This window comes from Falsiphaeobacter marinintestinus, from assembly GCF_007923355.1.
Classification (GTDB): Bacteria; Pseudomonadota; Alphaproteobacteria; order Rhodobacterales; family Rhodobacteraceae; genus Phaeobacter_A; species Phaeobacter_A marinintestinus.
Genome location: NZ_VOGO01000012.1, coordinates 34,073 through 59,651 on the forward strand (window position 1 = coordinate 34,073; position 25,579 = coordinate 59,651).

The following is a 25,579-nucleotide window of genomic DNA, read 5'->3' on the forward strand; positions in this document are numbered from 1 at the left end:
TCCAGCATAAAAGATACCCCTTACATAGTTTTGGGCAACTCGCGACCGGCATTGATGTCGGGATTCATCCTGTATTGGCCGGCAGGCTCACTTAGCACTTTCGAAGGTTCGAAGGTTCGAAGTTCGTGTTCAGACTCAAAAATGACGCGTCCAGCTTCATCTCCATCGCATGCCTAGAAGATGTCAGGGCTTAACCGGCCGCCCCGATCTTCGAGAGAAGGTGTTGAAAGAAACGGGCGCAACACCTTACATTCCGCAGAAATCGGGGCGTGTTTCACGGATCACCCGTACATGAAGGATCGTGGATGACGCGCAGTATTGCGATATGGCAATTGGTGTTTCTGCAGGGTGTGATCAGTGCCGCGTCTCTTGTGGTTGAGATCGTGGCCGGACGCATGCTGGCGCCCCACGTGGGAATGTCACTTTACACTTGGACAGCTGTGATTGCGGTGGTTCTTGCGGGGTTTTCTGCCGGTCACTGGTGGGGTGGGCGGCTGGCTGAGAAACCCGTAGGCGCGTCGCTTGGCTGGACCGGCGGCGCCCTTCTTGCGGGTGCTGTGACCACGTCAGGTGCGGTACTTCTGTTGCCTGCATTGGCGGGGCCGGTGCTGGCAACCCTGTCTGATCCGGTCTGGTCAATTACCGGTCTGACGGCTTTGGTCTTCTTTCTGCCCTCGTTTTTTGCCGGGATGCCCGCTCCGGTCCTTACAAAAATCGCGGTGACCAGCGCCGAGCGCACGGGTCAGGCGCTTGGGGCGATGTTTGCCGCCGGGGCGATCGGGGCCATCGTGGGAACACTTCTGGCGGGGTTTTTCTTCATTTCCTGGCTTGGATCGGCGATGACGCTTGTCGTGGTCTCGGGCGTCTATGCCGCGACAGGGCTGTATTTCTTATGGCTTGGACAGATGGCAGGGCGGTGGATCGCGCTTCTGGTCACCTTGCTGGTGGCAGGGATTTCCGGACTGGCACTTGCTGCCCCATCACCTTGCGATGTGGAAAGCCGGTACTTCTGCCTGCGCCAGGACGACGTGTCAGCCGACCCGGACCAGCCGGTGCACCTTATGGTGATCGATCATCTGGCGCACGGCATCAGCGCCCGGGATTTGCCCGAGGTCCAGTTCACCGAACACACGGCGATGCTTGACCAGTTGTCGATGCTGCGGGCCCCTCGCCCGGACTTCACCAGTTTCCATATCGGCGGCGGCAATTATGCGGTGCCCCGGGCGTTTGCGGCGCGGGGTAGCGGCGCGATCACCGTTGCCGAGATTGACCCGGCGGTCACAGCGCTTGCCATCAAGGGGTTTTGGTTCGATCCCGCAACCGCCAATGTTCTGCACGAAGATGGACGGCGCGCGCTGTTGACCCGGCCTGAGCTGCGCTATGACACGATCATCGGTGATGCGTTTACCGACGTGGTGGTTCCTGTGCATCTCGTCACGCAAGAGTTCTTTCGCCTCGCTTCCACGAGGTTGACGCCTGATGGAACATTCATGATGAATGTGATCGACCATGAAGATCGGTTGCGCGCGTTGTCCTCGATCGTGGCGACGATGCGAACGGTTTTCCCGGTCGTCGAGGTCTGGACCCAGCAGGTGCAACCCGCTCCGGGTCAGCGCATGGTGTTTGTCGTTGTTGGCGGCAAATCTGAAACACACGTCAATTCCTTCACCGTGCCCGCCCCGGACCTGACACGCTTTGGGGCCCTTTCGAACGGCATCGTGTCACAACTCGCCGATGCGCGCGGTCAAATTCTGACCGACGACTATGCCCCGATCGACCGGCTGATGGGGCGGCCCGATTAAGACGTTCCCTTGATGTCATTGAGACTGAACACTTGAATTGCCGTGCGGACTAATCTGCCCCTCGCACCGATCATCAAGAAAAGCTGCCTGCTCATTTGCTCTGCATGCCCTTCACGTATCGCCAACACAAACGCAACGACATCGTGAAAAAACGACTGTCGTCCTCAATTCTGGGCGGCATCATGGTGTGATCCCCAGTTGCAGCCCGACCGACAAATGGCATCGGGCCGCGGTCTTGAAGTCGTTACACCCGCACGACCTTGAGTTTTGTTTTCAGGTCGGTGCGGCAGAAAGCGTGCAGGAAACAGGTTTGCTCGGATATATCCAGCATCTCTTGCGCGGTCTCGTCGCTTTCACCTGTCTCCAGATAGACATGCGTTTCAATCGGGTCGGCCCCGCCCGCCTTGCCGGTTCCGCCCGACGCGCCACCAAGGCTGAAATGCGTGTCCTGCACAATGCGATAGTCCGGCAGATCCAGTTTCAGCATCGACACGAAGCGCCCGAACTGGGTCATAAAGCAAAACCCGATGCCCGCGCTGATCAGCGTGTTGGCGTCGGGCGCACGTCCGTCTTCCGCGCTGAGAAATCGGAACGACGTGCCATAGGGCGAATATTGCATCTGCTGGATGTCCTTCAGACCATCCTCGCGCAATACCGCAACCGCCCCGATGTTCAGCCGCCGGTCCTGTTCATCCGACAGCGACGACCCGCCGGTTGCGGTGCCCTTGGCAACCTCTTTCCTGGGCGTCGGGCCAACCGGCTGCATCAACGTCAAATCGCTGGGTTCGGGCGTGGCCGTTGCAAAATGGTTCCCCGGATCGGGAAACAGAGCGGCGTTCAGCTCGGATACCTTGGCGGTGGGCAATTCGACCCCGTTCTTGCCCAGCTTGAACAGGCTGTCCAACTGACCGCGCATCAGGCCGTTCAACGGCGACGCATAGGTGGCATTGATCAGGAATTCGTTCAGCGCGGCATCCTCCAGATCGCAATCAATCTGAACCTCAAGTTCGATATTCTCGGCTCCGCCGATCATGGTGCGCTTCGGCATCGACCCTTTCATTGTGTAATAGTTGTTCTGGATCAGCTTCAGCTTGCGGATCTCAATGCCGTGTTGGTCGGCCAGTGCGATGATTTCATTCATAAAGCTGGCGACCATCCCGGTCGACAGAAACGCCAGCGGGCACGGCGCGGCGTCATGGCCGTTCAGATAGGGGCCCTCGTCGCTGACCAGACGCCACGTGTCGCCGGTCTTGGCCGACCGCACCAGCGCCTCTTTCTGAAACCCGCTGAAACTGCGCACCCAGGTGCGCAACGCGTCGCCTTTGCGGTTCTCTGGCGCGTCGATACCCACCTCATCCGCATTTGCCACCTTGAAGAAAGGCGGCAACCCGCTGGTGCCGATGATGTCCTGGCCAAGTTTTGCCATGGTGTTGTCTCCAGTCGAGGGTAAGTTGGGACCGGTGGATCACCCCGCCGGGCGATCCGGCACCGGCCCGATATTGATGATGTCGTATCTCTGGTTCAGCGCGTCCATTTTGGCGCTGTCTTCGAAATCGGCATCGGTCATCTGCCCCAGTTCGGCCAGATACTGATCAAACCCTGACGGCTGATAGATCATCAGCATCCGACCGGCCGTGCAGCCCTGCGTCAGGACACAGGCGTGTTCAACGCCGGGCGGAATGTGCAGGCACGTGCCCGGCTGGGCCGTCATCCAGTCGCCATCGACATAGAAATCAACCGACCCCTCAAGGATATAAAACGTCTCGGCATGATAGCGGTGCAGGTGAAGACCCAACCTGAAATTGGCTTTCAGGTTGTCCTCCATCAACGTGTACTGCCCGCCGGTGTCGGCGGCCGAAACCTTGACGTAAGTATGATCCGCCGACCAGTCGTAATCCTGACCTCCGCCTGCGGGCACATAGGAATAGCGTTTGGCCATTGTCCGATCCTTGTTCAGAGGTTCACCTTGCCGCCATCCACGTTCAGCGTCTGGCCGGTCATGAAATCGCTGTCGGGCGTGATCAGGAACATCAACGACCCCAGAAGATCCTCGGGCACCATTTCGCGCTTGATCGAGCGGGATTGAACGGTCGGGCCGCGCGCCGGGTCGAACCCTGTATGCCCCTGAAGCGCTTCGCTTTCGGTCAGACCGGGGGCGATTGCGTTGACCTGAATGTTCTTGTCGCCCAGTTCACGCCCGTGGCAGCGCGTCAGGGCGATCACGGCCCCCTTGGAGGCCGTATAATGCGACAGGCCCGGCGGACCATAATAGAACGTGCCGGATGCAATGTTGACGATCTTGCCGCCGCCTGCCTTCATCATCGCCGGGACAACCGCTTTGGTGGCCTGATGCACCCCGCGTGTATTGACGGTCATGACCTTGTCGAATTCGTCATTGTCGATCTGCATGAATGGCTTGGGGTCCAGCGCCGCAAAGATCGACGCGTTGTTGACCAGAATATCCAGGCTGCCGAATGCCGTTTCCGTTGCTTCGACCATGGTCGCCAGATCCTCATCCGAGGTGATGTTCACAGCCACGCCAATCGCCGATCCGCCGGCGGCCTTGATCGCGTCCACTGTTGCGGTCGTGTCCAGCACATCCGTGACCACAACATTGGCCCCCTCCTGCGCCATCCGCTTGGCCATCACGGCCCCGATACCGCGTGCCGCTCCGGTTATGACGGCAGTCTTTCCTTCCAATCGTCCCATTGGGCGCTCCTCCACTCAGATTTCGATTTCAAGAATTTTGGCGACTTCCGGCCAGCTTTTGGCCCCGTTTTCGCGCAGATCATTGGTCAGATCTTCTGGCACCCAGTCAATGAAGCACTTTTTAAAGTTGGGCAGCGCCTCGATCCGGGTGAACCATTTTTCCACATTGGGCAGGCGTCCGTTTTCCCACATCCCGCGCATCGACATCATGGCAAGCCGGTTGACGTAAGGCGTCATCGCCACATCGGCGATCGAGAACTTGTTGCCGACCAGCCAGTCATGGCCCTCCAGCGCCTTTTCCATCTTTTGCAGGTAGCTGTCGTAAAGCTTGACCTTTTCCGGAGCCTCAGGCGCGTCAAAACCGTCCCGCACAAAGATTTTCTTCTTGGTATTCCAGTCTGCGGTGACCGAGAATTCCGGCGTGGAGGCCAGAAATTCCTTCACCCCCTCAGGCCCAAGGTTCTTTGCAACCGTATGCCGGTGCGAACAGACAAAGGTCACTGCGCCGCACGCCGGGTGCAGGTCTTCGTCCACGGCCTTGGTCCAATACCGCACCTGCGCACGTTCCCATGGGTCGGTTGGGTGCAGGCTGGTCTCCGGGTCCAGCATGTCGAGGTATTCGCAGATCACCGTGCTGTCGGTGATCACTGTGCCGTCATGTACCAGCGTCGGGACCACTGATTTGGGGTTCAGTTTCTGGTATTCCGGATCGAACTGTTCGCCCTTCAGGATGTCGATATAGACCCCATCCCAATCGAGGTCTTTTTCGGCCATGGCGAACCGCACCTTGGCAGCACAAACCGACGATCCATGATGATAAAGCGTGAATGTCATAGCTGCACCGTAACCCATTTCAGTTCTGTCATGGCTTCCATATCGGCGTCGGTGCCTTCGCGCCCGACACCGGACTCCCCATTGCCGCCAAACGGCACATGGGCTTCGTCATGGATGGTTGGCCCGTTGATGTGGCACATCCCGGCGTCAATGTTGCGGGCAAAGTGAAACGCCTTGTCGATGTCCTTGGTAAAGATCGACGACGACAGGCCAAAGTCAGTGTCGTTGGCCTTTTCCAGCCCTTCCTCATAACTATCGATCGGATAGATCGCCGTCACGGGGCCGAAAGTCTCGGACCTGCAGACCGCCATATCTTCTGAAACATCCGTCAACAGCGTCGGCTGGCACCGGTTGCCCTCCCACGCGCCCCCGGCGACCACCTTGGCCCCCTTGGCCACCGCGTCGGCAATGTGATCCTTGACCCGCTCGCGTTGACGATCCGAGATGATCGGGGCAATCACCGTGCCGGGGTCACGCAGATCGCCCATTCCCACCTTGCCCGCAATCATCGTGAACCGCTTGACGAATTCGTCATACAGCGGACGTTCGACATAGAACCGACTGGACCCGATACAGGCCTGCCCCGCGAACATGAAGATCGACCGCGCCGCCAGCGGCACAACCGTGTCAAGATCGGCGTCCGCCAGTATGACGGTCGGGCTTTTGCCTCCCAACTCCAGCGTGTTGGGCGTCTTGTTGCGTGCGCAGATCTCGTTGATGTGCTGCCCGACAACCGATGACCCTGTGAAGGTAACGAAATCAACATCCCGATGCCCGGTCAGATCATCGCCGATCTCGGCCCCGATCCCGGTTACGACGTTATAGGCCCCCGCCGGAAATCCTGCCTCGGCGATGATGTCAGCAAAGATCAGGCTCAGATGCGGTGCCATTTCAGATGGCAGATGCACCACGGTGTTGCCCACCGCCAGCGCGTTGGCGACCAGCCGTGTGGTCTTGATCAGCGGCACATTGAACGGGGTGATCACCGCAACCACGCCCAGCGGTTCGCGGATCGACATCGAAAATGTCCCCGGTCGGTCGGACGGGATGGTTTCGCCGCGCACGTTGCGACACAGGCCCGCCGCCGCGCGCATCATCGTCAGACCCTTGGTGAATTCGAACATCGCCTTCTGAATGGGCGATCCGATTTCGTCGATCAGACAATCCACCAGTTCGGCCTGACGCGCCTCCATGATCTCGGCAACGCGCAACAGCCAGCGTTCACGCTGGGTTGGCGTGGTTTCTTTATAGGCCGGGAACGCCGCCCGGGCCGCAGCAACCGCCCTCTGCATGTCAGCGCCCGTGCCCTTGGCCGCATGGGCATAAAGGCTGTCGTCCAGTGGGTTCAGCACCTCGAACGTGGCACCATTTTCGGCGTCGACCCAGTCCCCGCCGATAAACTGCTGAAGCGTTCTGATATCTGTTTTGCCGTCCATGCGACCTCTCCTGTTTTCTAACCACCGACAACTTTTTGCGGGAGGTACAGTGCGATTTGTGGGAATAGGATGAGCAGCCCGATCATCGCCGCCATGGCGAACCAGAAGGGCCAGATGCCGCGGAAAATCGTGGCCATCGGAACATCTTTGGCGATGGATTTCACGATGAACACGTTGATGCCGACCGGCGGGCTGATCATCCCCATTTCAAGCACGATCACCACGATGATGCCGAACCAGATCAGATCCCAATCCAGCGCGATGGCAATCGGGATCACGACCGGGATGGTCAGCACCAGCATCGCCATCGCCTCAAGAAACATGCCCAGGAACATGTAGATCAGGACGATGACCAACAGGATGCCGATATCCCCGATGGGCAACGACGTCAGGATCGTCACCAATTGTGCCGGCAGTTCGGTCAACGACATGAACGGGATGAACACAAAGGCCCCGATGATGATCATGAACACCGTCGCCGTCGCATTCATCGTCTCCAAAATCACCGCCTTCGAGGCCTGCCAGTTCAGCGACCGGCGCCAAACGGCAACCAGGAAGGTGAAAAACGCGCCAACTGATGATGCCTCGACCGGGGTGAAGAACCCGGTGTACATCCCGCCGATGGTGGCCAGCACCACGCCAAGGATCGGCAACGCCCGCCACAACGATGCGAGTCTCTCGCGGCGCGGAAAGCGTTCTCCACGCGGCCCGGCATCGGGATTGCGCAACACAACCCAGTAGATCGCGATAATGAACAACAAGGTCAGGATGATGCCGGGAAAGACACCCGCCATGAAAAGCCGCCCGATGGATTGTTCGGTCAGCACCGCATAGATGATCATCCCACCCGACGGCGGAATCAGAAAGCCCAGCGTGCCCCCGGCCGCCACCGACCCGGTAGCAAGGCTGTCGGCATAGTTGTATTTCTTCATCTCGGGCAGTGCGACACGGCCCATGGTAACAGCCGAAGCCAGCGACGACCCCGACAGGGCCGCAAACCCGGCACAGGCCGCAATGGTGGCCGACGCCAGCCCGCCGCGCAAATGCCCCATCCACCGGTACGCTGCGGCGAACAGGTCGTTGGACATGCCTGACACCCCGGCAAGGTTGCCCATCAGAACAAACATCGGGATCACCAGCAGGTTATAGTTTGACGCCGCCTCGAACGTTTCACCGGCGATGTTGGAATAGGCGACCTTCCACCCCCGTGCCCAGGCCTGATCTTCGGCCATGCCGATCAGCATAAACTTGTTGGCATTGGCAATCACCGTGCCAACAAACCCAACGCCCAGCATCGACAGCGCCACCGGCATCCGCAGGGCCAGAAGAATGAACAGTGCCAGCAGGCCCAAAAGGCCCAGAGCCGTCATGCTGATCATAGCTGGCCTCCTCCTACGCGGAGCAGAACAACCTTGTCCCCTTGCAGCAGCTGCCAGATATCCAGCACCACAACCACGCCATAAATAGCCGCCGAAACCGACAGAAGGTAATAGAACGGCTCATAGGAAATCAGCAATTGCTGCGTGGTCTCGCCAAACTTGCTTGCCGTTCCCCCCGCATGCCACAGCCGCCACGCCATGAACCCAAGCAGCACCACCGCAAGACACTTGATCACGATCATCGACCATTTGGCAAAGCCAGCCGACATGCGCGATTCCAGTGCTTCGATTTCGATATGCGCCCCGGTGCGCGCACCCAGTGGAATCGACAAGGCCACAATCACCACAAGCGCCAGGATCAAAAGATCTTCGGCCCCGGTGATGGGCGCATTCAACGCCTTGCGCATGACCAGAACGTTCCAGACGGAAAACCCGGTCATGAACACCAGGGTCACTCCACCACAGATCAGCGCAACCCATGTCAGCACCGTATCCAGACGTCGGATAATTCCGGGCAATTCAGTTCTGTCCGACAAATTGATCAGTCCTTTTCCTTGGTGTTTCAGACTTTCGAAAAGTCCGGGCACCATTGCAGAACGCCCTGCTGATAGCTGTCTTTGCCGTCAAAGGCTGCGGCCCAGCGTCGAATGTTGGGATAGGGTTCAAACGAAAACCCACAGCCATCAATCACGAAGAAAAGCGGGATCCACGAGATATCGGCCAGGGTGAACTGATCCCCCATGATCCAGTCGCGCCCCTCCAAAGTGACCTCCAGCTTGGTAAAACAAGCCCCAAGGATCGCCTTGGCCTTGTCAAAGTCGCTGGTGCTGAACGCGTTGCCGCCTGCATGCTTGGAGTGGAATTTCTTCAACTCCTCGTTCTTTTGCAGGGTGTCGTATTTGTCCTGCTCTTCCGCGGTCTTCTTGATCTTTGCGGCGATCTTGGTCGCATAGACATACGGCTTGCAGGCCGGGACGTGGATGGCAGCGGCCAGATGCAGCCACTCCATCATTTCGTCGTTGTCGGCAGCCCGCAAAGACGGCTCGGGATAGGTCTCGTCGAGGTAATCGATGATGTCATTGGATTCGATATGAACGACGCCGTTATCAATTAACGTCGGAACAAGACCGTTCGGGTTGATCCCGAAATAGTCGTCCGTGATGTTCTCTTTCTTTTTCAGATCGATGTGATGGCTGGTCCAGTCCAGCCCCTTTTCGATCAACGTCATGCGCACCCGCATCGAACAATTCGAAATCGCACCGTGATACAGATGAAGCCCTTCGAGGGATTCGACTGATTTATTTGTTGGGACAATGACGACCACGTTAACTTCCCTGTGCTTGATGGCTTGAAAACGGTTGGAGATTGGGTCGACCGGCGACCGAATTTCGAAGCGCTTTGAAAATGCGCCCCGGACACGTGCTGGACGTTACGCCTGCACAAAGCCTCCGGGGCGCGTGGGAGTCAGCGGTTCAAAGCACCATAGATGTCGCGCACGTTCGCAATGCCACGCCCTTCGTAGTCCGCAAAAATCGCGTCCAGACCCTGAGCAACAGCAGCGTCCATCTTGGCGCGTTCTTCGTCCGAAACAACGATCCACTCATAGTTTTTGTCGGTGGTTTCGGCGATGATCTTCTTGGATCTTTCGTCAGCACCATCAAATGACTTTGCGAGTTCCAGCGACATCGGCAAACCCGCCACTTCGTCGATGATGGCGCGATGTTCGTCCGACAGGCTCATGTAACGCTCTTTGTTCATGACAGCGTAGGTCACGGCAAACGTCGACGGAACATTCTCGACGATGTAGGTGGACACATCCCAAAAGTTCCACGGTTGCGTGATGTTGTTGTAAGACGCCGTGGTTGCATCAATCGTGCCGGTCGACAGACCGGTATACATTTCGGTCACCGGCATCTGCACTGGCACCGCGCCCAGCGCTTCGATGATCGGCGTAGTCATGGCCGCGAACGGGACGATCTTGACCCCCTTCATGCCTTCCATTGTCGACACGTCACGGGTTGCCGCAAACAGGTTGCCAGCAACGGTGCCCACCGCCAGAACCTTCACGTCCTCATATTCGTCGGCAAGGTGGTCTTCGTAGATATCCCAGATCGCGCGCGTCGACTGATCGGCCGTTTCCGACGTGCCCGGAAGGATCGCCAGCATCGTCTTGGGGAACAAGGCGGGCGTGTAACCGGACACACCAAATGTGATGTCAGCAACGCCTTCAACCGCGCGCTTGTACTGCTGCACCGGGCCTGCGCCCAGCTGGCCTGCCGGGTAAAGCTTCATGGTCAACGATCCGCCCGAGCGTTTTTCGATTTCTTCGGCAAACCATGTGAACATCCCGGTATTGGTGTGATGCTGCGGCGGCAGGAACGTCGCAACGCTCAGCTCTTCGCTGGTCGCGGTATGTGCGGAAACGCCAAGCCCGAGTGCGAGCGCGGCGGTTAGAGTGAAACGCGTGAATTTCATGGTGTCCTCCCAAGCATTTAACGCGGCCCTCGCCATTGGGATCCCATTCCCAAGGCTGGCAAGCCAAGCTCGCTGGCCGAGTCGCTGATATGAAAATGTTGACCATATATGGGATCCCAAAGCAAGATAATAGTTGAACGAACGGGGCCTTATCGCACTCCAAATCAACTTTGGGATCCAAACCCACAGTGATACGCGCCTCAATTTCGACGCCTCCTGTCTTCTTGACTTTGGGATCCCATGCGTGATCAATGAAGAAATGGAATCCATCGACACCGAACTCGCCGCACAAATCCGACAGGACATCATCATGGGGGCCTTCAAAGAAGGAGAGCGCCTGTCCGAGGCGCGGCTTTGCGAAATTTACGAGGTATCGCGCACCCCGATCCGACTGGCCCTGCGCCTGCTGGAGCGCGAACGGATCATTCGCCGTGGCGAAGGGCGCGGCTATGTCGTTTTCAGCCCCACGGTCGACGAAATCCTCCAGGCCGTTCAGGTCCGCGGCCACCTGGAAAGCCTTGCGGCGCGGCTTATGGCGCAATCTGAAACACGCGCGCAGCATCTGCCGCACATGGCCCGTGCAATCGAAACCATCAGCAAGGTGTTGAAGGCTGGCAAGCTGGATGACGCCGCTAAACGCGAAGCACAAGCCGCCAACAAGGTGTTCCATTCGACGATTTTGGCAGCCTGTGGCAATGACTATGTCGGCTTCACCTGCGACCAGATCAGCCATTTACCCATGCTGGCCGCCGGTTCGATGGTGTTTGATCGATCGATCACCGACTCGTCCAATTCAATGGAGCGCGGCTTGTTCCGCCTGCACCTTGGAAACGCCCAGCATCAGGTAATTTACGAAGCCATCGAAAAGGGCGATCAGGTCCGGGCAGAGGGCATGATGCGCGAACATTCGCATACCATGGTCGATTACATCCGAACCTTCGAGCGTAAAGACGACAGCCTGACGGTGGCCGACCTGATCGCCTATTCCGGGGCCGAACCGATGGTAATGGGCGAATAGCGCGGCCCTCGCCGCGCCCCCCACCTCACACGCCCTAACGCATCAGATCAGGCAACCATGTCGCGATCTCGGGCACCAGAAACAGCAGCAACAGCCCAAGCAGCATCGAAAATATGAACGGCGTCACGCCGATGAACATCTTGGCAAGGTCCACGTCACTGATGACGGCCTTAACCGTGAACACATTCATGCCGATGGGCGGGGTGATCAGACCAAGTTCAACAACAAGTATGATGATGATCCCGAACCAGATCATATCCACGTTCAAAGCCGCCAAAGATGGCAGAAACACCGGCACGACCAGCAGCAAGATGCCAAGAGATTCAAAGATCATGCCCAGCAGGACACAGATTACGCAGATCCCCAAAACCAGTTGAGTGGCGGAAATGGCGCCGTCGCCTTCAACCATATCGACCAGCTCAAATGGCATGCCGGTGATATTCACGAACTGGGCCAGCATCATGCCGCAAAACACGATGGTAAAGATCATCCCGGTCGTTTTCACAGTATCGGCAAAGACATGCAAAAGTTCAGGCCAGCTGCGCAACCGCCCACGGGAAATCGCGAAAATGAACGCAAAGAATGCCCCGACAGCCGCCGATTCCGTCGGTGTGAAAATACCGGTATAGATACCGCCAAGAACAACGATGAACAGCAAGACAATGGGCCAGGTCGCCTTTGAGGCGCTTAGCTTTTCGGCCCAGGTCGTTGCCGCCCCCGGAGGGCCGGAGTTCGGAAACAGCCGCACGACAATGGCGATACCAAGCAGAAACAGCAAGACCAGCATCAGGCCCGGAACGATCCCGGCGATGAACAGCTTGCCGATATCCTCGCCCACGATGATCCCATAGATCACCATGGGAACCGACGGCGGGATCATGATACCAAGCGTGCCGCCCGCCGCGATGGTGCCGGTCGACAGCGCGTCATTATACCCAAAGCGCCGCATGGGGGGCATGGCAACCCGGCTCATGGTTGCGGCCGTGGCCAGCGATGACCCGCTGACCGCCGCGAACCCGGCGCAGGCAAAAACGGTGGCCATCGCAACTCCGCCCTTTAACCGCCCCAACCAGGCATAAGAGGCCTCGTAAAGTTCGTCCGATATTCCGGCGCGATGGATGAATGTGCCCATCAGGATGAACAGCGGCACAACGGACAGGCCAAGATTCATGGTCATTTCCATGATCCACTGCCCCGACACTGCAATCGATGCATCCAGTCCGCGGTAAGCCGCAAACCCGACAACGCCGACTGCAAGCGTCGCAAAGCCCAGCGGCACGCCGATAAAGCTCAGAAACAGCACAACTGCCAATCCGATAAGTGCGTTGGTCATGGGTGCCCCTAATCCGCTGAATCGTGGCCCATCTGGCCACTGGTAAACACCCTGATCCCGGCCACCAGTGAGACGGCAACAAAGAGGACAAGCGCGGAAATGATATAGAAATATGGGATTTCCAGACCCTCGGTCACGTCTTCGTAGATGTAAGAATCCCGGGCCGCCATGATCAGAACCCACAGCAGAAAGGCCGTCCCCACCGTGTTGCTGACCGCATAGACCAGACGGTATAGGTTGGGCGAAAACCGGCTGATAACCGGTTCGAAAATCGAGACGACTACATGGCTGCCATCACGGCTGACCAGAATGAAGCCGGCAAAAACCGTCAGCGTCAAAAGGATCTGTGTCATTTCGGCGCTTCCCGAAATCGGGGCGGAAAACACATAGCGCATGAACACATCGACAACGGTAATCAGCATCATCAGGGCAAGAAACACCGACCCGACGATCAGCCCGATCCGGCTGAGAAAATCCACGACTTTGTCGAACATGTGTCGTCCCCTAAAGTGTCAAACGGGCCGGGCCCCGTTAGCTGGGCCCCGGCCCGTTCCATTAATTGGCGTTTATGGTGCTCAGGCGTTCGACCTCGGCACGCATGAAATCAAGCGCGGCCTGACCATCGACGCCCATGCCACCCACCTTTGCGATCCAGGCCTCAGCAACCGGAGTCGAGTTTTCCTGAAGCGCAGCCATCAGAGCATCTGATGGCGGATGGTATTCAACCGTCTTGGCAAGTTCGTCCCGGCCATGCAAAGCGCGTTCATTCACCTTGGCCCCCATCATGCGGGCCAGATGCTCACCCGACAGATCTGTCAGAACCTGCTGATCTTCTGGCGACAGGCCGTCCCAAACCCGCTGATTGATGAAGTGGCTGAAGTTGATCGAAAACAGCGACTTTTCAAGCTGAACGCAGGACTTGGTATAGCCGTCGATTTTGAACTGACGCACCGAGTCATAAGTGATGCCGGTATAGGCATCGACGACATTGCGCGACACGATTTCATGGATCTGGACCGCCGGGCCATTGACCGTCGCAACACCCATGTTCTTGAGGATCTTGTCAAGGTTGCCCTTAAGCGACCAGACCTTGCGCGATGTCAGATCATCGGCAGTTTCAATCTTTTCGTCAGTGACAGAACACAATGCGCCACCGCCAAAATGATACAGGCCCAAAAGGTGAACCCCACGCCAGTCTTCGGCGTCGGCAAAGTACTTCTGATAGGTGTTCCACAGCGCGACCGATGTCGCCTCTGAATCGCCCTGATGCATCCATGGCATCATGCCGACATGCGCACCGGGGTTTTTGGGGCCAAGATAGATATTGGCAAGGAACCCGGCATCCGCTGCCCCCTTGCGGACCGCATCCATGACTTTAGGCGGCGGCGCCACCGATTTCGGGGTGAATTCGATGGTCAGGCGACCTTCGGACTTGTCGTGAACCTGACCGGCCCAGTCTCTCATCACGTCCCAGTAAAAGTGGCTGGGCGGCACAAAAATGTTGAACAGGATTTTCGTTTCTGCCGCCGCCGACAGCGGTGACAGGACTGCGCAGGTCAGGCCCGCCAGCACCGCGTTTTTCAGGGTCTTCAAAGACATTTCTTCTCCTCCGGTTGGTAGTTTGGATCCGTTGGCGCAGGTCAGCGCGGGTCCAACGGCCGTCGCACAGGCAAGATCTTCGGGTCCTTTCCTTGCGCGTCACTTTCATCCCAATATCCAATCAACACGCCCAGCTTCTCCTCCATGCCGGTCATCTTGATATTGTGGTCTTCGCTCCATGTTTCCCGCTGTCGGTATTGCAGTGACCATCCGGCCAAATGGTTGAACATGGCCTGGCAGACATCCGCATGGTCGGGACTGCGCCCAAGATCGATCAGCTCATCAGGGTCGTTGATAAGATCGAACAAAACCGGCGGGTATCCCGGCGCATGGACGTATTTCCACTGGTCGTTGGCCACCATGTAAGACCGGCAATCCAATGGCATTTTTTCGGTCTCGGGGCGGAAAACCTGGCAGGAATAGTCGTATTCGCTGATCACATAATCACGCCACGCGACCGTTTCGCCGTGGATCTTCGGCATCAGAGATCGCCCGTCCAGAATGTTCTGCTGAACATCGCCGCCGCAGAATTCAACAAAGGTCGGCAAGAGATCAATCGCCTCGACCAGCGACTCGTCAACGGTTCCGCGGGTGCCGTCTGCGCGGCTGTCCGGATCGACAACAATCAGCGGGATCTTCACCGACGGATCATGGAAATAGTCCTTGTCGCCCATCCAATGGTCACCAAGGTAATCGCCGTGATCCGACGTGAACACAATCATCGTGTCCTCAAGCAAACCGCGCTTGTCCATGAAGTCGAACAAATTGCCAAGTTGATCATCGATTTGCGTGATCAGCCCCATGTAGACAGGGATGACCGTTTCGCGGGCCTCGTCCTGGGAAAATGTCTTACCCGCAACACGGTCCATGAAATGCTTCACAAGCGGGTTCGGGTCATCCCGTTCACTGTCCGAGCGCACCGCAGGAATGACATCCTTGGCCCCGTACATGTCATTGTAAGGTGCTGGCGCGACATAGGGCCAATGCGGCTTGATATAGGACAGATGCAGCAGCCAGGGTGTTTCACCATCGTCCTCGGCCAGAAAATCCATGGCACGCCGGGTCATGTAAGGCGTTTCAGAATCCTCGTCTGGGACTCTGGCAGGCAAATCGACCCGGTCATTGAAGAACCCGGACCGCACCCCTGTCTCGGTGTCGACCGCATTGGCGGCCCAATGCCAGGGGTTGTCATCCTGTGTATAACCTTTTGACTTCAGATATTCGTTATACGCCAATCCGGGACGTACCATCGTGTCCGGGTGAATGCCGTCATCCCGCTCATACGGAACAAATCCGGCCTGCGCGTGATGAACCCCGATTTCGCCATCGGGATCGACCCCAAGGCGCTCCATACCTTCTGTATCCGCCTTCATATGCGTTTTGCCGACCAGCACGGTCTTCACGCCAAGCGGGTTCAGGTGATGGCCAATGTTCTGCTCGCCAATGCGCAGCGGGCCAAAGTTCGAATGTGACCCATGCGACGACACGTACCGCCCGGTATAGGTGCTCATCCGTGAGGGCCCGCAAATCGGCGACTGGCAATATGTGTTAGCGAACCGAACGCCGCGCGCGGCCAATGCGTCGATGTTCGGAGTCTTGATCGTGGGGTGCCCGGTACATCCCAAATAGTCGAACCGCAGCTGGTCGCACATGATGAAAAGGATGTTTTTGCGTGACATTCTCCGAACTCCGCTCAGCCAGCTGTCGACATGTTAGTCAGGCAACCCAAGCACAGACGGGGTCCGCCTTTGTCCGATGCGCGGCCCGACTGCCGTGAAGCGCGCGACCCGCTCCCTGTGCATATTTCATGCGTCATCTGTCCCCCCAAGTGCGAGAGCCGAAGGTCATGTTCCGCCCCCTCCCCGGGGCGAGCATCATGAATCCATGCGATTTCCTAGAATCAGCTACGCATCACCATACTGCACAAATGGGATCCCAAATCAAAATATATTTGATCAAGGTTCCGAAAATTCGGATAAGTCTTGATTTTGGGATCCCGTTTATGCCAAGTCTTGAGCAACTCGATCGACGGCGCGTGCTTGATCACAGCACCAACAGACCGTCGCTGTTATCCACGGCCATGACCCGACTGGCGGCACACACCAGCACAAAGAGGAGGACCCGCAAATGCACCCGGAATTGAAGGCCCACCCTGAATACTTCCAAAAGGAAATCGTTCAGCTCGCTGACAACGTCTATCAGGCCTTTGGTTTTGCAGCCTCCAATGTGTACATGATCGTCGGCGACGATGGCGTGATCATTGTCGATACGACAGAGACGACGACAGCTGCAGAAAACATACTGGCAGAGTTCCGCAAGATTACGGATTTGCCGGTCAAGACGATCATCCTCACCCATTCGCATCGCGATCACGTTTCAGGCGCCAGCGTTTTTGCCGAAGGTGGAACTCCGCAGGTTCTGGCCAGTGACAGGTCATCCGAAGACCCCCTGATCGTGCAGACGAAACACCCAAGAGCGGCCAAAGCCATGCAGGCACGCACCAAGCGCCAGTTCGGCATCGGGCTGTCTTATCCGGACGAGATCATCGGCATCGGTGTCGGCCCCGGAAATCGCCCACTAAAGGGGATGGGGGCCGGTATTCTGCCCCCGACCCGCAGAATTACCGGCGAGGGCGAGAAAATCACCCTGCACGGGGTTGATCTGGAATTGGCAATGGCACCGGGTGAAACTCCGGATCACATGGTCGTCTGGTACCCAGAAAAGAAGGTCCTGTTTTCGGGCGACAATTTCTACCGCTCGTTCCCGAACCTCTATGCCATTCGCGGAACCGAATACCGCGATTTCGACACCTGGGCAGACACGATGGACCAGCTTATGGCCTTTGACCCCGAGGTTCTTGCCCCGGGCCACACAAAGGCTGTCATCGGTGGCGATCAGATCAAAGAGCTTCTGACCGACTATCGTGACGCCATTCGCCATGTCGTGACTGAAACCCGCGCCGGGATGGATGCCGGGCGGACCATCGATCAACTGGCCCATAGCGTCAAACTCCCCCCGGACATGGCCGCGAAACCACATTTGCGCGAATACTATGGCCGTGTGGATTTTGCGGTGCGGGCCTATTTCGTTGGGACGATGGGCTGGTTTGACGGCAACCCGACCTCGTTGGGTGCGCTGGCGCCTGATGACGAAGCGCAACGCTTTATTGATCTGGCCGGTGGCGCGGATGCCGTATTTCAGGCCGTGCACAAAGCACGCGCGGATGCTGACCACCAGTGGGCGCTGCAATTGATCGACCGTTTGATCTATGCTGGCCACGATGTCGCGAAGGCCAAGTCACTGAAGGCAGACGTCCTGAGGGACCATGCCGAAGATCAGATCAATTGCCCAACGCGCCATTACTATCTGCAATGCGCGAAAGAGCTTTCGACCCCAACAGGCTGACGCCCGGGCCATCAGATCAGATAGGTCTCCAGGTCTTCTACAATCGCACTTTCCCCGGCAAAGCCCGCCTCCAGAACGCCAAGGGCCGCCGCGTGGCGTTCGGGGGCGTCCATGTGAATGCGGAAGTGGCTTAACAGCAGCCGCTTCACATCGGCCCGGGTTGCCATAGCAGCAATTTCAGAAGGCGTCGGGGTCAGCGGCACCATCATTGGGTGTGCTTCTTCACCATCCAGCCGATAGCACCAGTGCAACAAAAGATCGGCCCCACGACACAAGGTTTCGATCCCGTCACAAAGCCCGGTATCGCCGGAATAGACAAATTTGCGACCCTCCGCGTTCAGGGCAAATCCAAGACAATCCAGAACCGGTTGAGCATGCGGTGCCGTGCAGGATGAAAGGTGCCACCCCTCTCCTTCGAATGCAAAGCCACCGGTGATTTCGGTCACATCGGGAGCAGGCCATGGTCGTGGCAAGGTCCCGCCACGGGCTTTCCAGACCTCCTGGCTTGGCAACAATTCGGTTCTGGCGCGCAGATCATGCGACAAGACCCCGTCGAGACCAAAGAAACCCTCGGTTATGCCCGCAATCGGCGCGGGGCCGAAAACTTTTAAGGGCGGCGCACCTTCGTCCCATGCCGCATGCACCAACCGGGCATAATCCATCATGTGATCGGTATGCAGATGGGTGAAAAACAGATGCGTGATGTCCGATGGTTTTCGCCCCGATCGAACAAGGTTGTCGAACACGCCCCCTCCGCAGTCAAACAAGATGACATCGTCGCCTGTCTCAACAAGATAACCGCTTGAGGCACGCCGGACATAAGCTTCGGGCGAACCGGACCCAAGGATCGTAAGCTTCATGATTTGGCCTCCGGTGGGGGGGTTGCGCCGGGCGCGCCCAGTTTCAAAGCGGCCTCACGCCCGCCATGTCGGGCAATCAGCGCGGCTTGGTCAGCAAACGCCTGACGGTCGGCGCGTTCGGGATCAACAATCAACCGCAAGGCCTGTTCCATATCCGCCAGATCACTTTCATGATCCGGATGTCCCGCAAGGTCCACAAGTTCTTCGGGGTCATCAACCATGTCAAAAAGCTCGGACGGAAATCCGACGTAATAGTTCAGCTTCCAACGCCCTTTTCGCAGCATGAAAGCCCCCGAAACAGCGCCCGCCGCGTGATATTCACTCAGGATCGGGCGTTCAGGGTCGACAGGTGCATCGGCAATTGCGGTAAGCGGCGCACCATCTCCGGAAAACGCGATGCCAAAATGATCCGGAATCGTGGCCGACAGATCAAGAAGTGACACCGGGGTGTCGCAAGTGCCTGTGCCCACCGTCGGCCCGGCCATGATCATCGGCACAGACACACTTTCCTGATAGAGGTTCGATTTCCCCCAAAGCCCACGCGCACCCAGATTATCGCCATGGTCCGACGTATAAATCACCGTGGTGGTGTCGCCAAAACCGGACGCTTCAAGCGACGTCAGGATTTGCCCGACATTATGGTCAAGACAACTGCAAAGCCCGTAATAACTGGCCATCGCGCTCAGCCGTTCCTCGGCATTGTGGAACCGTCCTTCGCTGTCCATCCCGGCGTTTTGCTTTTCGACCCACGGGTGACGGGCGTGGCCGTCCTTGGGGTGCAATTTCACCGGTGGCAAGCTGTCCAGCGGGTAGAGATCATAGAATTCCTGCGGTACGACCAGCGGGAAATGCGGCGCCACCAGCCCGACATAAAGACACCAGGGCCGATCATCATCAGACGCCGCGCGGTCAGCAAACCACTGACCAGTTCGGTCTGTCACGGCTCGATCATATTCGGTGTATTTCGACTGACCCGGGCCGATGTAGTCTCCCAACATACGGCCACCGCCAGGCGGCGGGACGCGCTCGTCTTCCTTGCGGATCGACGCCCAGACCATGCCGACCCCATTAACCACCTGCATCGGCATATGCTCGACATCAAAGCCAGCCGGATCTTCGTCAGACCGGTAATGCAGCTTGCCGATGCTTTCGACCGGCACACCCGCCCCCTGCAGACGATGCCCCCAGCCCTTGGGTGTGCCGATATAGGGCATCGCATTGTCCCACAATCGGTTCACATGGACATGGCGGCCCGAGGCAAAACTGGCACGCGCAGGAACGCAAATAGGTGACGGCGTATAGGCGTCGGTAAAACGAATCCCCCTCGCGGCCAGCCCATCCAGATGCGGGGTTTGCACAAACGGATGTCCAGCACATCCCATCGCCCGTGCCTGATGTTCGTCTGACATGATGATCAGAAGGTTGGATTGGCTCATTCGGAAAAATCCTGCTTTTCGGCGGCAATCTCAAGTTTGTCGAGCACTCGGCGAAACAGCGTGATTTCATCGTCGGTCAACCCGGCACGTAGCCAGTTCTGCCGCTTGCGTGTCACTGGCAGGGCACGGTCAAAGATGTCCTGCCCTTTTGGGCTTAGCGATAGATGCTGAACCCGGTGATCGACCTCATCCGGAGTACTGATGACAACCCCCTGTTCAACAAGGGTTTTCACGTTTCGGCTCAGTAACCCTTTGTCCAATGCAGCGTCGCGCGCCAGGTCCGACAGCCGGGTTTCCCCGGCCGCGCCCACAAGGGCGACGACCCGCCATTGCGTCAACGTAAGCCCCACAGCTTTCATCAGAACGCGCGCGCCCTGAGCATTCAGCTTGGCCTGCACCCGCGACAGGCGAAAGGTCAGGTATTGATGCAATGGCAAGTCACCCACTGCTGCGGACACGTCTGCTGACGGTTCTGGCGATGCGGTCATATCGGTCTCCTTGCCCCCACCATTCCGCTAGAAAGTTGTCGCGTCAACTTTTTTGTTGACCGATCAACAAAACTGTGGCTGACTTTGGGAAAATATAAGGGAGGATACCATGAAACGCTTTCTCAGGGCCGCCGTGACGGCTGTTGGACTGACGGCACTTGCCACTGGCGCGCTCGCGTCCGATTGGACCCCACCCGGCCCAATCAAACTCATGATCGCATTCAAAGCCGGGGGCGGGGCCGACACGCAGGCCCGACTGATTGCCGAAGATCTGGAAGCCAAGCTGGGTTGGAAATTCATCCCCGAACAGGTCACCGGCAAGGGCGGTATGAACCTCGCCATGGCGATCAAGGATCAGCCTAACGATGGCTCTGTTATTGGCATCGTTGTGACCGAAACGCTGGGCTATAACATGAAAGTGGCCAACGCCGGGGTGGCCCCGTCGGATTTCACTGCAATAACCACCACCGCCGGATTTCAGATGGGCGTCGTCTCACTCAGCTCGAAAGGCTGGGCAACATTCGATGATATGATCGCCGCAGCCAAAGCAGGATCGCTGCGCTTTGGCGCGATGAGCCCCAAACTGGCCGACCTGGCCTATCTGTTGGGCAAGGCGCAGGGCGTAGATTTCAACATCGTCAACGTCAAAGGCGGCAAGGGCGTGATGAACGGCGTCAACGCCGGAGATCTGGATCTTGGCTTTATGGCCGGCATTCAAGGCAAAGGCGTTGCCGCAGGCGACCTGGTGAACCTTGCTTCAGCCCTGTCAGAGCCATTGAAACAAACCCCGGACGCACCGACATTTGCCGATCTGGGCGTACCATTCAGCGCCGACGGCTATTTCCTGATCATCGGCCCGGGCGGCATGCCCACCGAAGCCCGCGATGCTCTGGCGGCCGCCGTGGGTGAGGTTGTCTCGACCGAAGGCACGAAGTCAAACGGCATGATTTCCAAGGCTTTCGGCGGTGCTGCCGTGATCGCCGGTGATGATGCCCAGGCGCTTGTCCAAAGTGATTTCGAAGCCGCTGGCGCTTTGTTGCAAGCCGCGTCTGAGTAACTCCGAAATCAAAGGCCCCGCGCACCTGTTGCGGGGCCTTTCTCTTTTGCGAAAGACGCGGGGTCCCCCATGCGTTCCTTTGAGCGTGCAAATCTGATCCTTGGACTGGGTGCAGTTGGTATGGCGGTGCTGGTGGCCTGTGTCTGGGTACCGGCGGACGTCACCACCGGCATGATCGAAAAGGTCCGCCGCCAGATCACGATTGGCGATGCGCTTGCCCCGACTCTGGCCGCCGGGTTCATCGGGTTTGGCGGTCTGATTGTGGCGGTGTTTGAACGGCCCGAGAATGCCCGCCGCATATCAGCCCGAAACCTTCAGTTTCTCGCGATCTTTCTGATCATCGTCGCAATTGGCTTTGCAGTGATGCGCTGGCTCGGCCCGGCCGTGGCGGGTTTGCTCACGGATCAAGGGTATCGTGCGCTGCGTGATACAGCCCCGTGGAAATACATCGGATTTCTGGTGGGGGCCGCAGGGATCGTCGCCGCACTGATCGGTCTGGTCGAAGGTCGCCTAACCCTGCGCGGCATTCTTGTTGGTCTGGCCGCAGCCATCGGGCTGATCGTGGTCTATGACCTGCCGTTCGAAGATCTGCTTTTGCCCCCCAACGGGGACGTGTGATGGGCTGGTTCGACTATGTCTGGATGGGCATTCTGGCAGTCTTTCAGGGCCCCGAGATGTTTTCCATTCTGGGGCTGGCCATCCCGGTGACCATCGTGATGATCCTGATGGGGTTCTTGATGGGCGTGGCCGTGGGCGCGACCCCCGGGCTTGCCGGGCCGATGGCCATGGCCGTGGCCCTGCCGATCCTGATTTCGATCTTTGGCTTCACGCCGGACGCGCTGTTGCCGGTCATGGGTTTTCTCTTGGGGATCATGAAAGGCGCCACCATCGGAGGTGCGGTGCCCGCGATCCTGTTCAACACGCCGGGCACGCCGGACGCCTTCATGACCACCCTTGACGGATATCCGATGACCAAGGCCGGTCAGGCGCGCAAGGCGCTGCGGGTGGCCCATTTTTCCTCAGCCTCGGGGGATACGTTTTCCGATATTGTGCTGATCTTCTGCGCCCCGTTTCTGGCTGTTGTGGTCGAAAGGTATCTCGACCTGCCGGAAAAGACCGCGCTTCTGATCCTGTCGCTTGCCTTCATCGCCGCCGTGATTGGCGGCTCGGTCGGCAAAGGTCTGATCTCGCTCGGGCTGGGTCTTTTGGCGGCCTACGTCGGCACGGGAGAAGACTTCTATCCACGGCTCAGCATGGGGTCGCAAACCCTTGCCCAAGGGTTTCCCATCGCAGCTGTTGTGCTGGGCGTGCTGATCCTGGGCGAAGTGTTCAAAAGCATTGAGGAGCTTTGGCAGGAAAACCGCAAAAGCGGTGCGCTTGCGGTTGTCGAACAATCCGGCGATCAACGCCTGCACTGGGCAGACATCAAACGCCTGCTCCCCTACATCTCGCGATCCGCCGTGATTGGCACCGCCATCGGCGCTCTTCCGGGCATCGGTTCGACCCTGGCCGCGACGCTGGGCTATACCACCGGTCGTGCCGCCCACGCCCGCAAAGGGCGCAGCCCGGCGTTTGGGCAAGGTGCCCCCGAAGGCATTGCCGCAACCGAAGCGGCGAACTCCTCGGTTTCAGGTGCCAACTTGATCCCGGTGTTATCGCTTGGCATTCCCGGCAATGCGGCGGCGGTGTTCCTGATCCTTGCGGCGGATTCAATCGGTGGGTTCAACCCCGGCCCATCCGTCTTTCGCTTTACCGGTGATCAGGTGAACCCCGAGATGGTGATCGCCTTTGGCCTGTTCACCTGCATGATGATCGCAAACCTGCTGAACTGGACCATCGGCGGCGCCTTTATGCGCTCAATGGGGTTCATGAGCCGCATTCCGAAACACATCCTGTTGCCGGTCGTGCTTTTGCTGACACTGACCTCAATCTACGTGCAGGAAACCCGCATGGTGGCGATCTGGTTCACGATCGGGTTTGGCGTTCTGGGCTATCTCATGCGCCGTCTTGGCATTTCGCCCTTGCCATTTGTCATCGCCTACATACTCGGCGGCAAGCTGGAAGAAAGCGCGCGCCAGGCCTTTGCCGCCACAGGTGGCGATGCGTGGTTCCTGTTCTCCAGCTCTGTTTCCATCGCCTTCATGGCGCTCACCGTTCTGGTGGTCACCTTATCCCTTCGCAAACCGAAAGAGGCCCGTACATGACCCGCCCCAATATCCTTCTGATCTCTGCGGACCAGCAACGCGCCGATTGCTTTGGCTTCATGGGGCGCAAGGTGAAAACGCCGCACTTGGATCAACTGGCCGCCGATGGCACCCATTTTACCGCCTGCATCACCCCTTCGGTCGTATGCCAGCCGGCGCGGGCCTCAATCCTGACCGGGCAGCTCTGCCGCACACATGGGGTGCACGACAATGGCATCGATCTGACCCCCGAGGTCGGCGAAAAAGGCTGGGCGGGGGCGCTGGCTGAAACCGGGTATCAGACCAGCTTTTTTGGCAAGGCGCATTTCTCGACCTACCACACGTACGAACCCACAGGCTCGCCCGAATGCCTGCGCTCATCGGCGCAATACCCTGCCGACTGGAACGGACCTTACATGGGGTTTCAGCATCTCGAACTGATGCTTGTCGGCCATAACTGGTGGGCGCCGGAAAAACCACCCGGAGGGCAGCATTACGAACGGTTCTACCATGCCGACGGGCGCGGAGATGAACGCACGGAATTGATGTGGGAAAACGCAGGAGACACCAAGGGCGCGGCCCAGGTCTGGCACTCAAAACTGCCCACCGCGTATCACAACACCAGTTGGACCTCGGACAGGTTCATCGAATGGATGAACCACGGTCGCGACCCAGACAAACCCTTTGCCACATGGGTCAGCTTTCCCGATCCTCACCACCCGTTCGACTGCCCCGAACCATGGTCGCGCCTGCATGACCCGGCCGAGGTTGACCTGCCCGAAAACCGCACCCGGTCTTTCGAAGGCAAACCATGGTGGCATCAGGCAGCGCTCGAAGGCGAACCCTCAGACCCGAAATTCGCCGAAATCCGAAAGCAATACAGCCGCATTCAACCGCAAACGGATGAGCAACTGCGCGAGATCATCGCCAATACCTATGGCCAGATCGCCTATATTGACCACGAGGTCGGGCGAATGCTGATCGCGCTGCAACAGGCGGGGTTGGATGAAAACACCATCGTCATATACATCTCGGATCACGGCGATTGGCTGGGCGATCACGGCCTGATCCTCAAAGGCCCCATGCATTATGAAGGCCTATTGCGGGTTCCGATGATCGTGCGCGGCCCCGGCGTGCGCAAAGGGGTGGCGGTCGATGAACCCATCTCAACCCTCGATCTTGGGCCGACCTTTTTCGACTATGGCGCGGCACAGCCATTGCAGACCCAGCACGGGTCCAGCCTGCGCCCGCTTTTGGAAACCGCGGACGCAAAACGCGATTTTGCGCTGAACGAATGGGGCTTGGGGCCAGGTCGGGTCGGCGTCGCGCTGGAACTGCGCACCGTCCGCACACGGACCCATAAGATGACAATCGATCTCAACTCCGGCGCCGGAGAGCTATACGATCTTGTGGCGGACCCCGGCGAACTTACCAATCTGTTCGATGCGCCAGACGCCGCAGAAATCCGGACCGAATTGGAGCGCCACATCGCCAGTCGCCCGGATGATGTTGTCCCGGATCGAACACCGGTTGGCACAGCCTAGCCCCCTCTCATGCTCAGCCGC

23 protein-coding genes are annotated in these 25,579 nt (G+C 58.3%); 7 read left to right on the forward strand and 16 right to left on the reverse strand.

What is annotated here, in order from left to right:
- Positions 1-305: 305 nt before the first annotated feature.
- The gene (locus FOY56_RS19855) at positions 306-1,802 is read left to right on the forward strand and encodes a fused MFS/spermidine synthase (protein WP_146347896.1); all 1,497 of its coding nucleotides are present in this window, start codon (positions 306-308) and stop codon (positions 1,800-1,802) included.
- Positions 1,803-2,046: 244 nt separating this feature from the next.
- Here FOY56_RS19855 and FOY56_RS19860 read toward each other — a convergent pair whose 3' ends face one another.
- From FOY56_RS19860 to FOY56_RS19900, 9 genes are all read right to left on the reverse strand, one after another.
- Complete coding sequence (locus tag FOY56_RS19860) at positions 2,047-3,228, reverse strand: OsmC family protein (protein WP_146347897.1); 1,182 nt, start codon at positions 3,226-3,228, stop codon at positions 2,047-2,049.
- Positions 3,229-3,267: 39 nt separating this feature from the next.
- Positions 3,268-3,741, reverse strand: a complete 474-nt coding sequence (locus FOY56_RS19865; protein ID WP_146347898.1) for a cupin domain-containing protein — start codon at positions 3,739-3,741, stop codon at positions 3,268-3,270.
- A 14-nt stretch (positions 3,742-3,755) separates the two neighbouring features.
- Positions 3,756-4,511: an SDR family NAD(P)-dependent oxidoreductase gene (locus tag FOY56_RS19870; RefSeq protein ID WP_146347899.1), complete on the reverse strand. Its 756-nt coding sequence runs from the start codon at positions 4,509-4,511 to the stop codon at positions 3,756-3,758.
- Positions 4,512-4,526: 15 nt separating this feature from the next.
- Positions 4,527-5,345, reverse strand: a complete 819-nt coding sequence (locus FOY56_RS19875) for a glutathione S-transferase family protein (protein ID WP_246139546.1) — start codon at positions 5,343-5,345, stop codon at positions 4,527-4,529.
- Positions 5,342-6,781 carry an aldehyde dehydrogenase family protein gene (locus tag FOY56_RS19880; RefSeq protein ID WP_146347901.1) on the reverse strand — a complete coding sequence of 480 codons (1,440 nt, stop codon included), beginning with the start codon at positions 6,779-6,781 and terminating at the stop codon, positions 5,342-5,344. The genes FOY56_RS19875 and FOY56_RS19880 overlap by 4 nt, the downstream gene beginning before the upstream one ends.
- Before the next feature lie 17 nt (positions 6,782-6,798).
- The gene (locus tag FOY56_RS19885; RefSeq protein WP_146347902.1) at positions 6,799-8,160 is read right to left on the reverse strand and encodes a TRAP transporter large permease; all 1,362 of its coding nucleotides are present in this window, start codon (positions 8,158-8,160) and stop codon (positions 6,799-6,801) included.
- Entirely contained in the window at positions 8,157-8,696 is a 540-nt protein-coding gene (locus tag FOY56_RS19890) for a TRAP transporter small permease (RefSeq protein ID WP_186766404.1), read from the reverse strand. The genes FOY56_RS19885 and FOY56_RS19890 overlap by 4 nt, the downstream gene beginning before the upstream one ends.
- Before the next feature lie 26 nt (positions 8,697-8,722).
- Positions 8,723-9,484, reverse strand: coding sequence for a glutathione S-transferase family protein (locus FOY56_RS19895; protein ID WP_146347904.1), 762 nt, complete (start codon positions 9,482-9,484; stop codon positions 8,723-8,725).
- Between the two features lie 140 nt (positions 9,485-9,624).
- Positions 9,625-10,635, reverse strand: coding sequence for a TRAP transporter substrate-binding protein (locus FOY56_RS19900; protein ID WP_186766405.1), 1,011 nt, complete (start codon positions 10,633-10,635; stop codon positions 9,625-9,627).
- A 244-nt stretch (positions 10,636-10,879) separates the two neighbouring features.
- Between FOY56_RS19900 and FOY56_RS19905 the strand changes: the two genes are divergently transcribed.
- A complete protein-coding gene (locus tag FOY56_RS19905; RefSeq protein WP_146347906.1) occupies positions 10,880-11,653 on the forward strand; it encodes a GntR family transcriptional regulator in 774 nt (257 codons plus the stop codon).
- 34 nt (positions 11,654-11,687) lie between these two features.
- Here the strand turns inward: FOY56_RS19905 and FOY56_RS19910 are convergent, their stop codons facing one another.
- From FOY56_RS19910 to FOY56_RS19925, 4 genes are all read right to left on the reverse strand, one after another.
- Positions 11,688-12,986, reverse strand: a complete 1,299-nt coding sequence (locus FOY56_RS19910) for a TRAP transporter large permease (RefSeq protein WP_146347907.1) — start codon at positions 12,984-12,986, stop codon at positions 11,688-11,690.
- An 8-nt stretch (positions 12,987-12,994) separates the two neighbouring features.
- Positions 12,995-13,480, reverse strand: a complete 486-nt coding sequence (locus FOY56_RS19915; RefSeq protein ID WP_146347908.1) for a TRAP transporter small permease — start codon at positions 13,478-13,480, stop codon at positions 12,995-12,997.
- Positions 13,481-13,541: 61 nt separating this feature from the next.
- On the reverse strand, positions 13,542-14,585 hold the full coding sequence (dctP, locus tag FOY56_RS19920) for a TRAP transporter substrate-binding protein DctP (RefSeq protein ID WP_146347909.1): 1,044 nt from the start codon (positions 14,583-14,585) through the stop codon (positions 13,542-13,544).
- Positions 14,586-14,626: 41 nt separating this feature from the next.
- Positions 14,627-16,264, reverse strand: coding sequence for a sulfatase-like hydrolase/transferase (locus FOY56_RS19925; RefSeq protein ID WP_146347910.1), 1,638 nt, complete (start codon positions 16,262-16,264; stop codon positions 14,627-14,629).
- A gap of 448 nt (positions 16,265-16,712) precedes the next feature.
- Here FOY56_RS19925 and FOY56_RS19930 point away from each other — a divergent pair, with 448 nt between their 5' ends.
- Entirely contained in the window at positions 16,713-17,990 is a 1,278-nt protein-coding gene (locus tag FOY56_RS19930; protein ID WP_146347911.1) for an alkyl/aryl-sulfatase, read from the forward strand.
- Between the two features lie 11 nt (positions 17,991-18,001).
- Here FOY56_RS19930 and FOY56_RS19935 read toward each other — a convergent pair whose 3' ends face one another.
- From FOY56_RS19935 to FOY56_RS19945, 3 genes are read right to left on the reverse strand one after another with little or no spacing between them, the layout of a single operon-like run.
- The gene (locus tag FOY56_RS19935) at positions 18,002-18,850 is read right to left on the reverse strand and encodes an MBL fold metallo-hydrolase (protein WP_146347912.1); all 849 of its coding nucleotides are present in this window, start codon (positions 18,848-18,850) and stop codon (positions 18,002-18,004) included.
- A complete protein-coding gene (locus FOY56_RS19940) occupies positions 18,847-20,286 on the reverse strand; it encodes a sulfatase family protein (RefSeq protein WP_146347913.1) in 1,440 nt (479 codons plus the stop codon). The genes FOY56_RS19935 and FOY56_RS19940 overlap by 4 nt, the downstream gene beginning before the upstream one ends.
- Entirely contained in the window at positions 20,283-20,774 is a 492-nt protein-coding gene (locus FOY56_RS19945) for a MarR family winged helix-turn-helix transcriptional regulator (RefSeq protein WP_146347914.1), read from the reverse strand. Before FOY56_RS19945 ends, FOY56_RS19940 begins: the two co-directional genes overlap by 4 nt.
- 109 nt (positions 20,775-20,883) lie before the next feature.
- Here FOY56_RS19945 and FOY56_RS19950 point away from each other — a divergent pair, with 109 nt between their 5' ends.
- The 4 genes from FOY56_RS19950 to FOY56_RS19965 all read left to right on the forward strand — a co-directional run bounded on the left by FOY56_RS19950 (position 20,884) and on the right by FOY56_RS19965 (position 25,558).
- Positions 20,884-21,831 carry a Bug family tripartite tricarboxylate transporter substrate binding protein gene (locus FOY56_RS19950; RefSeq protein WP_146347915.1) on the forward strand — a complete coding sequence of 316 codons (948 nt, stop codon included), beginning with the start codon at positions 20,884-20,886 and terminating at the stop codon, positions 21,829-21,831.
- Between the two features lie 69 nt (positions 21,832-21,900).
- Positions 21,901-22,449 (forward strand): hypothetical protein, encoded by a 549-nt coding sequence (locus FOY56_RS19955; protein WP_146347916.1) that lies wholly within the window; start codon positions 21,901-21,903, stop codon positions 22,447-22,449.
- Positions 22,449-24,035, forward strand: a complete 1,587-nt coding sequence (locus FOY56_RS19960; RefSeq protein ID WP_146347917.1) for a tripartite tricarboxylate transporter permease — start codon at positions 22,449-22,451, stop codon at positions 24,033-24,035. The genes FOY56_RS19955 and FOY56_RS19960 overlap by 1 nt, the downstream gene beginning before the upstream one ends.
- Positions 24,032-25,558, forward strand: a complete 1,527-nt coding sequence (locus FOY56_RS19965; protein ID WP_146347918.1) for a sulfatase-like hydrolase/transferase — start codon at positions 24,032-24,034, stop codon at positions 25,556-25,558. Before FOY56_RS19960 ends, FOY56_RS19965 begins: the two co-directional genes overlap by 4 nt.
- Positions 25,559-25,579: the final 21 nt, after the last annotated feature.